Below are 12,879 nucleotides of genomic sequence, written 5' to 3'. Positions count from 1 at the left end.
AAATTACATGCAGCTAAAAACAGTGATCTAGTTAACATTTTATGTAACCGTATACATATTTATTAAGTATAACTTCTATTGTTTTTGACCAATTTAAAAACTGATGACTATATTTGCTATCTTTGTATATAAAATGATAATTTTTAATGTGAGATTAATCACAATATGAGTATTTAGTTTTTGAATAGTCGTTTTTATTGGTTATATTGAAACTACCTATTAAAAAGTATTGGATTGTTACCGACTTATAGCGGGCAAAACCTAAAGAATAGCTATAACTATTCTTTAGGTTTTTTTTTCTCAAATTTAAAAAATATTTATCTATTTTTAAAATAATGAATAGGGGGAAAAATGAAAATTTCAAAAAAAATAGTACGTAAAATCAAACCAAAACGAGTTGTTTTAATAACTATACTAGGCTTATGTTATTTACCAAATGCTATGGCTGCAACTCAAGAAGAGTTAGAAGCAAGAATAGCGTTATTAGAACAAAAGTTATTAGCACTTAGCCAAGAGTCCAATGATTTGAAAAAGCAACTGATTGATTCTAATAAGCAACTTTCTAAATTAAATAATCATCTTCAAAAACAACAAATTATTATAAATAATCAGAAAAAAGTGCTTAAAAATAGTCAAAATGTAGCAATTACAAAGCAACAAGCTCCAGTTAATCCTGTACAAGCAAATAATAATCAAATTTTACTAGTTAGTACACCCAAAACCGATACTATGCAAGAAAGCAATCATCCAGAAAAAACTTCATTTACTTTAGCTGAATTTAAAGATTATATTAAAGAAGAAATAGGATTTTCTTATAATGGTTACTTCCGTGGTGGTTGGTCAACTTCAAGCAATGGTAAACCTAAAAATTATGCTGAAGGTGCATTAGGTCGATTTGGTAATGAATATGGTGGTTGGTATGATCTTATCTTTAAGCAAAAAGTTTATGCTCAAGATGGAAGGCGAGTTGATGCAATTGTTATGATTGATGGAAACGTGGCAATAAATAAAGCTGCGGGTTTATTTAATACGCAAGATGACAATATTATGCAATTTTCAGATATTTATTTAGAAACAAAAGGATTTGTGCCACGTTTCCCTGATGCGAAATTATGGGTGGGTAAACATTCTTTGCCTTATAATGAAATACAAATGCTTGATTGGAAAACACAAAAAACGCCAGCAGGTGGAGGTATTGGTATTGAAAATCTTAACGTCGGTATTGGTGCTCTTGATCTATCATTAGTTAGAGCAGATGTAAATGTGAAAAATAAAAAAGAAATAATTAGTAGTGATGATAGTAAGGTTAATAAAATTGAACAATATAAAAAAGAAGAAGTTGATTTAAACGAACTAGAAATTCGCTATCGTGATATCCCATTATGGCAAAATGCAACACTTGGTGTGAATGCTCGTTATTCGGTACCGAATAAATCTAAAATCCAAGATAATGTATCGGTTAAAAATGCTTGGCTTGGTAGCTTTGTATTGCGCCAAAATGAATTTTTTGGTGGATTTAATCAGTTTACGTTACAGACCGCAACCAATTCTGTTGCTTCACAGTTGGCTAACATTAATACTAACAACCCTGAATTTGCTAGTAATTCGGATAATGACTATATTGGTACACATACAGGAGGTAAAGCTTATCGCCTAGTATCAGAGGGAGAAGCCTATTTAAGTGATAATATTATTGTTGCTCATGCTTTAGCATTAACTTCAGGGAATGATGTTTATTCTTATGATCTTAATCTTGCACACACCGATTTTAAGAGTTTTAAATCAGCAATAAGACCAGCTTATATATGGGATACTTACAATCAAAGCGGTGTTGAACTAGGTTACTTTCGTCAGAAAGACAAAGTTAAAAGTAAAACTTATGTTGAAGCCGGATATAAAACAACGCTTTACCATTCATTTAAAGTTGGAAAAAGTATTTTATCTTCAAGGCCTGATATTCGTTTTTATGTTTCTTATATAGAAGCGTTACAAAATGATATTAGTAAATTTGATTTTAATGGTAAAGATCACCAAATTAGCTTTGGTATACAAACAGAAGTTTGGTTTTAACGTAAGGTTGTAGATTTGACACCCTCCCCGCCCTAAAGGACGGGGATTGCTACTGCGGTTAGTTTATGGCTAACTTGCTTCGGCAGGTTTTGGCTGCTAGTGACATTACTGCATCATTCACTTTACAGACGCTTCCGGTATGTTCTATCCTGAGTATATTTATTACAGTGTTTCTCAAATTACTGTAAACAACGCGAGGAATTTCTACACCTACATTTTAATTATTATTAATAATAGCTACCGAATAACGCTTAGTTAAGGTTGGTATATAGACGTTAATCAAATTTGTTGGAATATCATCTCCTTTGGCAAGCTTTAGTGCTAATTCAGCCGCTTGTTCAGCCATTGTTTGTAAAGGGTAACGGATGGTGGTTAATTTAGGGTGTAAATAGCGTGATAAAACAAGATCATCAAAACCAATGATCGAAATACTACTTGGAATTTTAATATCATTATCATAAAGCACAGACATAGCACCGGCTGCCATTGAATCGTTATAACAAGCAATTGCAGTGATATGGCAGTTACGTTCAAGTAATGACATCATTGCTTGTTCGCCACCAGTTTCATTTGGCAAACCAATCGCAATAAGGTTTTCATTAACATCAATACCATGTTCTAACAATGCGTCTTTATAGCCTTGTAAACGATCAGATGAATCAGAAATATTATGATTTGAACATAAATAACCAATTTGGGTATGTCCATGTTGAATTAAATGCTTGACTGCAAGATAAGAGCCGTAACGGTCATCAAGAGCAATACAGCGTTTTTCAAATCCTTTTACGATACGATTAATCAAAACCATACCGGGTACTTGTAGCATCAATTTTTTTAGAGTACTGTCGGGGATCATTTTAGCATGTACAACTAATGACGAACAACGATGTTCAATTAATTGTGTAATGGCATTATATTCTTGTTGTTCATTATGATAGCCATTACCAATCAATAAAAAATTCCCCGTTCGCGAGGCAACTTTTTCAACGGCACTAACCATAGCACCAAAAAAGGGGTCTGAAACATCAGCTACAACAATACCAATGGTATTTGAATTTTGTTGCGACAAAGCTCGAGCATTGGCATCTGGATAGTAGTTTAATTTTTCCATAGCATTTTTTACGGTATCTCGGGTGTTATCTCGTACATTATTTGCGTTATTAATAACGCGAGATACGGTTGCAACCGAAACTTTAGCTAAACGTGCAACATCTTTTATTGTTGTCATAAAAAACCTTTTAATTAATTACTACTAATAGATAGTTATAATTTTATATTTAATGTTTATCAATATATCGTTTTATATATAACCTAAAATATAATACAAAAAAGATGCGCAAAACAAAAGTTAACTATTTTTTATTTGTATTTTTAAACCGATTAATTTGTTGTACTTTTATATAAAAATAACAATTAGGGAATTAGCAAAAGCACTAATTCCCTAATTGTTGCTAATTGATGATGTAATAAGTTAATAATATTATTTAGCGGTTAACTTTATTAACATTGCTGTTGCTGGATCGAGTACTGGTAACGGCAATCCTACATTCATTAACCAATCACCAGATAGTGTTGTTTTATCTTTCATCCATTGTGGTAATACTTTCATAACATGACCATTTATTTTTGGATCAATATTATCTGGCATATCAAGCACCTCAATTTGGTATTGCTTATCAGCTAACAAACCAGCCAATCGCAAATTACCACTTAACGCATAGGTTGGTAATGTTAATTGAGCAATAATAAATGCAGCTTCTTTTTGGTCTTGGCTAACAACACCATAACTTTGCATAGCAGGGCTATCATCAACATCTAATCGCACAGTGTTACCACTATGCAATAAAGAACGCAATTGTTTATGCAAACTAATATAATGTGCAAAACCTTTTTGTTCTTGCTCAGACTCTTTTACTGGATCGAGCTCGACGCCCATATGTCCAAATAAAGCAGTTAGGCCGCGTAAATTCATATGTAGTTCACGAAATGTGGTATGGCATAATTTTCCACCAATATGCGCACCCATTACTTCTGGAGGAAAGAAGTAACTCATACCTCGTTGAATGATTTGTCTATCTAATGCATCGTTAGAATCAGAAGTCCAAAAACGTTGAGTACGTTTTAAAATTTCATAATCGATACGTCCGCCACCTGACGAACAAGATTCAATTTCAACATTAGGGAATCTTTCTTGCAAAATATCAAGTAATCGATAAAGTGTTTTTGTTTGCCCCACAATGGACGGATTTCCTTCATGCCCAGGTTGGACAATTTCACGATTCATATCCCATTTTATATAATCAATATCATGGCTACCGAGTAACCAAGTTAGCCTTTCAAGTAAATACTCAAATACAGCAGGATTTTGTAAATCAAGCAAATACTGATGACGGCCTTCTGGTTGTTGATAACCTGGGAGCTCAAGTAACCAATCAGGGTGAACACGATAAAGATCTGAATTTTTATTAATCATCTCTGGCTCAACCCAAATACCGAATTCCATTCCAAGATTTTTAACATGCTTAATCACAGGTTCTAAGCCATTTGGGTATTTTCGCTTATCTAAATACCAATCACCTAATCCTTGGTAATCATCATCACGTTTACCAAACCAACCGTCATCAATAATAAAGCGCTCAACACCAATCTGGGCTGCTTTAGTTGCCATTTTCATAATGTAATCGGGGTTATGGTCAAAAAAGATACCTTCCCATGTATTAAGATGGACAGGTCTAGGTTTATTATGACAGAACTTAATAATATTATTACGTAAGTATTGATGAAAATGTTGGCTCATTTTGTTCAAGCCTTCATCACTATAAGTTGCATGTAGCCAAGGCGTTGTTAAAGACTCGTCTTGAGCAAGTGAAATTTCACCAGCAAGATAAAGTGCTTCAGCTTGAATAAAGCGCTTACCATTACTTTTAACTGCAACTTGAATGCGATGATTACCACTCCAACCTAAATGGAATCCCCAAACTTCGCCCGTTTGTTCTTTAAAGCTTTCCGTGCCAACTATCATTCCTGGAAAATACTCGTGCGATGTTCGACCACGGCGATTTTCTTGCAAATAACCACAATGTGATATTTTAGTTCGATGAGGAAAAAACTCTTTAATCCAACGCCCACTAAAAGCCATTAATTCTTGTGCCCGTTCAGGAATAGGTAATGTAATGGAAAAGCGATTAACTTGATATGGTTTATCGCCCAAATTAGTTAAAATATTTTGACATTGCAGCACGCCGCTTTTATCTAAAATAAAATGACTAGTTAAACGCAGTTTAGCGACAGTATCTTCACTAATGATCGTTATGTCATTATCAGTTTTAATAACTTCTTTAGTTGAAAAAACTGGTGACCAATCTTTGCCTGATCGGTGCCCTTCAAGCCCCGGTGTACTAAAATTACCTAAGCCTTCTTCAGGACAAAGGGTGAAAGGTACATTGACATCAATACGAGAATTAGGCACAGCAGGTAGCAACATATCGACCATTTCTGGTTGAGAGTTTTGTAATCGTTTACCAAAATAGCATAATTCAGCATAAGGCTCAGTACGAAAAAAAACATCAATATTGTTATTACTAAGACGATAATTCATAGTGGCTCCAAAGTTGTAATTTCTATTTTGTATAAAATATATCGTATTTTTTATAAATAGTATCTCTAATTTCCTATTTTGTGATTAAGATCTCATGAAAATTGTAATCGATTTCATTTTAAGATTTAAAACGACTTAGTATAAAATGATTATGCGAATTGCCATTTATTTATGTTATTATGTGCTTATTTATGAGCTTTTTTGGTAAATGTAATGAAAAAACAAAATATTATTGCGATGCTTTCGTTTTTGGCGATGGCTTTTGATACTTATGCTATAGACAAATATGTGACTGATAATGTTGATATTTATTTACGTCGAGGTCCTGGTTCACAATATGCGTTTTCTAATGCTGTTAAAGTTGGAGAAAAAGTTACCGAACTTGAAAAAAGTGCAGATGGTAAATACACCCGAATTCGACTTAATAATGGCAGTACAGCTTGGATTGAAACAAATAAACTAAATGAACAGCCAAGCTATAAAGAACGCTTTCCATCATTAGAAGTAAAACTTGCTGAATATCAAGACAAAGTAGATAACGCTGAAACCAATCAACGAAAATTGGTAAGTGGCTATGCTGAAAAACTAAAACAGGCAGAAGAAACAATAGCAACACTACAAAATAAAAATACAACTTTAGAACAACAAGTTAAAGAGCAGAGTTCACAGATTAAATCATTGCTAAATCAAGTGGATGATAAACGCCGTGATCTTATTGTAACTTGGTTTACCTATGGAGGGCTTGTTGCTGGAGGCGGACTTATTTTAGGATTAATATTGCCAAGAATTATACCTAACCGACGCAAGAAAGATCGTTGGATGTGATAGATGAGCAAAGTCTATCTTGTAGGTGGCAGTGTACGCGATAAATTGTTGAATCTGCCTGTTTCTGACTATGACTGGGTTATTGTTGGTGCCACGCCAGACGAGCTTTTGGCTTTAGGGTACCAACAAGTTGGTAAAGACTTCCCTGTATTTTTGCATCCCACCACAAAAGAAGAATATGCATTAGCTCGGACTGAGCATAAATCCGGTAAAGGTTATACGGGATTTATTTGTGATTTTGGTAAAGAAATTACATTAGAACAAGATCTTATTCGTCGGGACTTAACCATTAACGCCATTGCTATGGACGAAAATGACAATATTGTCGATCCTTATCATGGTGTGGATGATATCAAACATAAGATTTTACGCCATGTATCCCCTGCCTTTCGTGAAGATCCACTACGTATTTTGCGCGTAGCTCGCTTTGCTGCACGTTTTTATCAGCTAGGTTTTACGGTAGCTCCACAAACCTTAGCGCTAATGAAACAAATGGTATCAGCCGGTGAAATTAGCTATCTAACTGCCGAACGTGTATGGAAAGAGACCGAAAAAGCATTATCAGCAAAAAATCCGCAAATTTACTTTCAAGTGCTAGAACAATGTGGCGCGTTGACATTGCTCTTTCCCTCATTAGTTTTATCAACCAATATTGTTGATGCACTAAAACAATCTGCTTTATTAACTGATGATTTAACAATCCGATTTGCCATGTTATGCGCGCAGTTACCTAATAAGTCAATGGTTGAAGTATTATGCAAAAAAATCAAAGCACCTAACCATTACACTAAAATCGCCGTTATGGTTCAGCAATATCGCCATGATCTTGAGCATATACAAATGCTCACTGCTGAGCAAATTGTCTCTTTACTAAATAGTATCGATGTCTGGCGTAACCCTTCACACCTTGAACAACTGATTATAGCAAGCCAAGCGTTTGCCAAAACTCCCGAATTTGTACAAGCAAATTATCTAAAAGAAGCTTATAAGGTTGCCAATAATGTCAATGTACAACACATTATTGCCGATGGTTACACCGGAAAGCAGATTCATTTTGAACTGCAAAAAAGGCGAATTGAAGCGTTATTAAACTGGATTTGATTGCATCTTAATCGGTTGTCACTTTTTTTCAAAATATCTAAAAAAAATGGTTGACGAGTTAGCGTAATACAAGCATAATGCGCCTCGCAGTGTTGGTTATGACGTTGCGAATGAATGGCTACGTAGCTCAGTTGGTTAGAGCACATCACTCATAATGATGGGGTCACAGGTTCGAGTCCCGTCGTAGCCACCATTAAGATTAGGTAGTACTTTTACTGGAAGTATTCAGTGCGGGTGTGGCGAAATTGGTAGACGCACCAGATTTAGGTTCTGGCGCCGCAAGGTGTGTGAGTTCAAGTCTCTCCACCCGCACCATTTAATTTTAGTGTCTTCCTTATTGGGGTATAGCCAAGCGGTAAGGCAGCGGGTTTTGATCCCGCCACGCCCAGGTTCGAATCCTGGTACCCCAGCCATTCCAACTGCTCAATTTTTTGATATCTGATTATTCAGTCTATTATTGTTTTTGCAATTTCTTCTTTCTATTATCCTAAATGGATATAGTTAAATTGGTAGACGGCTAGGTTTAGATTATAGCTTCGGAAAGTATGCGAGTTCAAATCTCACTACCCATACCAAATATCACACTCCCTTTCATTGGGGTATAGCCAAGCGGTAAGGCAGCGGGTTTTGATCCCGCCATGCTCAGGTTCGAATCCTGATACCCCAGCCAACTATTTACACTAAACTATGCATACATAACTATTTTTTTAGTGGATGTTACTTATCTAAATATCATTTTAATTAAATAAAAATGCAGATTTGTCATTGCTGAATAGAATTTTAGCGGTGCTTTTACTTGCTTAATTGTAATTAAATAGTTCATTTTTATTAAAATAAAAACTTCAATAAAATAAACACCTTTCCTGAATGAATTTTAAGCTAAAACCCATGCAGGCAAGTTAATTACTTGCATGGGCTGATTTTAGTAAAAATAAATTTATGCTTTATTTATATAAATTAACAAAAACAGTTTGCGCTGTACTTGCTGCGTTGTTTGATACTTCTTTTACATAATAAAAATGTGCGCCATCAGCAACAGCATGTTTTTGTGCTGCTTCGCTGATTTCAGAAGTGTCGTTAAAGACACCATGGAAGCTGATAGTCTTGTATGGTGTCATACGTTTAAATGCCTCGCTACTGATTTCGTAGGCATCTTGACCTTGTATTGCAGTTGTAACGATATAATCTCTTACTGGTGCATCTTGTTTATATAATAAAACATCGATGTCTTGAGCTTGGTCTTGACTACCGACTGATGAAATAGAATCGATATAAAACGCGTAGGCATTTTTTTCAGCGGCTAATTTACTTGCTGCTTCAGTAATTTCAGAAGTGTTGTTGTAATTACCTTTAAATTTAACAACTTCAAATGGTAAATAGAAAAGCGCTTTTGAGCGGTCATAGGAAACAACACCATTATAAGTAGTTGGGTTTTGCTCGACAGCTAGTTGTGCATTAGATTTATAAATATTGGCATAAACAATAGCGCGATCTGAAGAAGTTCCGCTAGCAGGAGTTTCCATTGCTGTAATATAATAATATTTAGCACCTGCTTCATCTGCAGCACGTGAAATATCATCAGCAGCATTATCTGCTTGTAAATAGCTTCCTGTTACTGAGATTTCTTTCAATGGTATTAAGTGGCGGCTTTCTTTAGCGGTTAATGGTTGAGCGGCATAAAGATTAGCAATAGGTAAAGATAATAGTACAGCTAAAGCTATAGAAGATTTAGTAAAACGTTTCATGATTAAATCCTTCACTTTTGAATTATTAAAATAGAAAATCACTATTTAACGCTTATTTAATTTGCAGATTTAATGGTATTGCTTCGAGATTATTCGAACTTGTAGAACTCCAGAATGCCTTGTCATTGTCTACTTGTTAAAAGCGTTAAGACATATAGTTGTTTTGGCAGGAATGAATAGTAAAACAACTAGCACCTTTATAAGACGTTCAGTAATAATCCTCAAGTTCTTTTAATAAAACTGTCGATCACCTAGCACTAATTGCTTAAAATGGTGTTAATCGATGTGTGTTTTTAATTATTTTGTTGATAATGATTATTCACCAATTGTATCAATAAAAAATCTAAGCAATTGTGCTGTTAATCCTCAAATAACCCAATTTTGATACTGATAAAAATAGACCGCATGTTCAGACCTTTTTTGCCAACTGGTTGAACGATTAGTAATAACATCAAATGGAAAATTATCGGCAGGTTTATGTCCTAAAAACATCGTTGCACATTGTGGTTGATTGTCAATAAACCACTTAATAGGAACTGTAAAAATCTGCTCAACTTCGTCATGGTTTAGTTGCAAATCATCTAATGAATTTATTGTGCCTACAAATGGATAAATCATCATACCTAACGTAGCAATAAATTTGGGTAATTGTCCTAAAATTGTGATTTGATTAAGGGCAATGCCTAATTCTTCAGCGGTTTCACGTTTAGCCGTGTGTTCGGGATTAATATCCGTTAATTCAACACGACCACCAGGAAAGCAGATATCCCCCGGTTGCCATTTTAGCTTTTTTGATCTGACTTGAAACAATAGCTGGAGTTGATCATCAACATGAACGATCGGCAATAGCACAGCTGCTTTATTATCAACACATTTTATAATCTGTTTTTTTTGAATCTGTTTTGTTATCTTTTCGATTGTGATCATAATAATTAATTTTATTCAGCATTTAATTTAAATTGTTGTTCTATTTACCTTACACGAATAAAATGCTAGATTTAATAAAAGCGTTAGTTTAATACGCATGTTTTACCTAATTGAAGCTATGCAATATTATATCAATAACCTTAAAAAAGAACTCGAAGATCTTGCCAATTTAAAGCGTGAGCGTGCGCTTATTGGTATGTCGCCTGAATTTCAACAGGTATTTTTGCTACTTCCCGCTCTTTTTCATTACCATACGCCTCAATTACCTGGATATATAGAAGGTTATATCCCTTCTAGTATTGCTTGTTATCAATTATCTAATGATGCAAATAAACTACTGAAAAGCAAATTTAATTTTATTCCACCCACAGACCAAACTCCAACTCAAACACGACCACCGGCAATCTCCGCTTTATATTCGATGGGAAGTACTTGCTCTCTTGGACAATCGGTAAAATCTGATCTTGATATTTGGATATGTATTGAAAACAATTTAACAGATCAACAAAAAGAAGCGTTACAACAAAAATGTCGATTAATCGAAAAATGGGCAGCAAATTTGCAAGTCAAATTAACGTTATTTGTGGTCGATGCCGATCGTTTTATCAATCAACATCACGAATGTTTAATGGGTGAAAACTGTGGCTCTGCACAACATATTTTATTGCTTGAAGAATTTTACCGTTCCGCTAATTTATTAGCAGGAAAATTTTTGTTATGGTTTGCTGTGCCTTATAACTATACCGTAAATAATGTCACTTATCCCACTTATGAACAGTGCGTTAACGCTATGGTTGATCTTAATTTAATTGAGAGAAATGACTGGATTGATTTTGGGCCACTAACTGGCTTATCTGCACAAGAGTATTTTGGTGCAAGTTTATGGCAGCTTTATAAAAGTATCGATTCTCCCTTTAAAGCGGTACTTAAAACTCTATTATTAGAAGCGTATTCATGGATCTATCCCGAAAATAAGCCGATTGCTTACCAGATGAAGGAATTTATTCAAAAAGGTAAAAAACATCAAGGAATAAATCTAGATTCATACTACATGCTGTTAGACAGAATCAGTAACTATCTTGTAGAAATTAATGACTATGAACGGCTTGAGCTAATTCGCAACTGTTTTTATTTAAAAGTAAATGAAAAACTATCAATCCCTATACAATCACCATCTTGGCGTCGTACTATTTTGAGTGATTTAGTTAAAAATTGGGGCTGGAGTGAGCAACAAATTGCCAAATTAGATGCCTGCCAAACTTGGAAAATAGAACAAGTTCGAGAAATGCATGAAATTTTATTACACACCATGATGACAGGCTATCGGAACCTGCTCAATTTTGGTCGTCGTAATAATTTAGACTCATTAATTAGTCCTCAAGATCTGGCGATCTTAACGCGTAAACTCTATGCTGCTTTTGAAGTATTACCAGGCAAAATAACAACATTAAAACTTAATATATCCGACAATTTGCAAGAAGATGCCTTGACGTTTATTCATGTGGCAGAAGATCGCATCAATCGAGCAGGATGGTATGTTTATAACCAAAAACCCATGTTGCAATCAATTATTGGTCATCAATATCTTGAATATAGCAAATATTTAGTAAAACTGGTTGGTTGGTGTTATTTTAATGGTTTAATTGCTGATACTACCCAATTTTATTATCGGAATGGTGAAAATCGTAATAACTCAAAAATCAATAAATTGATCGCCGATTTAAAAAATTACTTTCCCATCGATGTTCCTGCTGCAACTGAAGAACAGTTATATGGGCCATGTGAAATTCGCCATTTAGCGATCATTTTAAATCTGGAAGATGATCCCACTGCCAACATAAAGATAGATAATGAAGTGGCTAATAGCGTACTTAATTACGGTAAAGATGAACTTAGCTTAGTTGGAACAATTGATCTTCTTTATAGAAATTCATGGAATGAAATTCGTATGCTTCATTTTAGCGGATCACTGTCCGTGCTTGAAGCGATTAAAGCATTATTAAATCGCATGCACAAAAATGCTGATCTTCCTAATTCAATTGAAATTTTTTGTTATAGTGAACACTTAAGTTGCGAAATCAAACAACAAATAAAAAAACTTATGGATGAATGTGTTGATTTGCGCTTAACCACGACTGAAAACAATTCAACACAAGTCAAACCATTAAGGGTGGGGGGATCTTCTTGGTATCTATTTTTTGAACGATTAGGTGTTTCTAGCCATCAATTTGAAAATGCGATCGATTTTTATGGTGCCGTATCAAACAACAAAATACAAGGTAGACCGTTAAATATTTTAGACGAAACCAATGAACTACCCAAAGAAATCGACAGCATTGCTTATAGAGGGATCATCCAGTTCATTTTTGAAGATACCGAATCGGGTTTTGATCTTTACATCTTAAATGAACATAATCAGGTTGAAATTTACCGTAATTGTAACGGTTCAAAAGAAAATATGGTAAAAGATATCAACGATTTTTATGTTTTATCTGACGATCGTTTTACTTTTACAACGGGCAGTGCTGTTAATTTTAATCTACCTCAATTTTATCAAATCACATATAATGACTCAGGTGAACGCAAGATCATACCCGTCAATTAAACGATCAA

Annotated in this window: 8 protein-coding genes and 4 tRNA genes; 8 read left to right on the top strand and 4 right to left on the bottom strand. The window is 34.5% G+C overall.

Translation table 11 applies throughout. The annotated features are described in order from the left end of the window. Positions 1-351 precede the first annotated feature (351 nt). Positions 352-2,070, top strand: coding sequence for a carbohydrate porin (locus GQ590_RS00610; protein WP_160405894.1), 1,719 nt, complete (start codon positions 352-354; stop codon positions 2,068-2,070). Positions 2,071-2,287: 217 nt separating this feature from the next. Here GQ590_RS00610 and GQ590_RS00605 read toward each other — a convergent pair whose 3' ends face one another. Then, on the bottom strand, positions 2,288-3,298 hold the full coding sequence (locus tag GQ590_RS00605; RefSeq protein WP_160405893.1) for a substrate-binding domain-containing protein: 1,011 nt from the start codon (positions 3,296-3,298) through the stop codon (positions 2,288-2,290). 252 nt (positions 3,299-3,550) lie between these two features. Further along, the gene (locus GQ590_RS00600) at positions 3,551-5,668 is read right to left on the bottom strand and encodes an alpha-galactosidase (RefSeq protein WP_160405892.1); all 2,118 of its coding nucleotides are present in this window, start codon (positions 5,666-5,668) and stop codon (positions 3,551-3,553) included. Between the two features lie 213 nt (positions 5,669-5,881). On the opposite strand from GQ590_RS00600, the gene GQ590_RS00595 reads away from it, so the two are divergent. The 6 genes from GQ590_RS00595 to GQ590_RS00570 all read left to right on the top strand — a co-directional run bounded on the left by GQ590_RS00595 (position 5,882) and on the right by GQ590_RS00570 (position 8,264). Further along, complete coding sequence (locus GQ590_RS00595; protein ID WP_160405891.1) at positions 5,882-6,493, top strand: TIGR04211 family SH3 domain-containing protein; 612 nt, start codon at positions 5,882-5,884, stop codon at positions 6,491-6,493. Positions 6,494-6,496: 3 nt separating this feature from the next. After that, entirely contained in the window at positions 6,497-7,594 is a 1,098-nt protein-coding gene (locus GQ590_RS00590) for a multifunctional CCA tRNA nucleotidyl transferase/2'3'-cyclic phosphodiesterase/2'nucleotidase/phosphatase (RefSeq protein ID WP_160405890.1), read from the top strand. Positions 7,595-7,710: 116 nt separating this feature from the next. Further along, positions 7,711-7,787: transfer RNA gene (locus tag GQ590_RS00585), tRNA-Met, on the top strand. A 37-nt stretch (positions 7,788-7,824) separates the two neighbouring features. Beyond that, a tRNA-Leu gene (locus GQ590_RS00580) sits at positions 7,825-7,909 on the top strand. A 23-nt stretch (positions 7,910-7,932) separates the two neighbouring features. Continuing rightward, positions 7,933-8,007, top strand: a tRNA-Gln gene (locus GQ590_RS00575). A 182-nt stretch (positions 8,008-8,189) separates the two neighbouring features. Then, positions 8,190-8,264, top strand: a tRNA-Gln gene (locus GQ590_RS00570). A 274-nt stretch (positions 8,265-8,538) separates the two neighbouring features. Here the strand turns inward: GQ590_RS00570 and GQ590_RS00565 are convergent. Beyond that, a complete protein-coding gene (locus tag GQ590_RS00565) occupies positions 8,539-9,339 on the bottom strand; it encodes a YdgH/BhsA/McbA-like domain containing protein (RefSeq protein WP_160405889.1) in 801 nt (266 codons plus the stop codon). A 366-nt stretch (positions 9,340-9,705) separates the two neighbouring features. Further along, positions 9,706-10,266, bottom strand: coding sequence for a CoA pyrophosphatase (locus tag GQ590_RS00560; protein WP_160405888.1), 561 nt, complete (start codon positions 10,264-10,266; stop codon positions 9,706-9,708). A 97-nt stretch (positions 10,267-10,363) separates the two neighbouring features. Here GQ590_RS00560 and GQ590_RS00555 point away from each other — a divergent pair, with 97 nt between their 5' ends. Continuing rightward, on the top strand, positions 10,364-12,871 hold the full coding sequence (locus GQ590_RS00555; RefSeq protein WP_160405887.1) for a class I adenylate cyclase: 2,508 nt from the start codon (positions 10,364-10,366) through the stop codon (positions 12,869-12,871). Positions 12,872-12,879 lie beyond the last annotated feature (8 nt).

This window comes from Gilliamella sp. Lep-s35, from assembly GCF_009795845.1.
Lineage (GTDB): Bacteria > Pseudomonadota > Gammaproteobacteria > Enterobacterales > Orbaceae > Gilliamella.
Note: the sequence above shows the minus strand (reverse complement) of the source record. Positions and strands in the feature narration are given on the sequence as shown.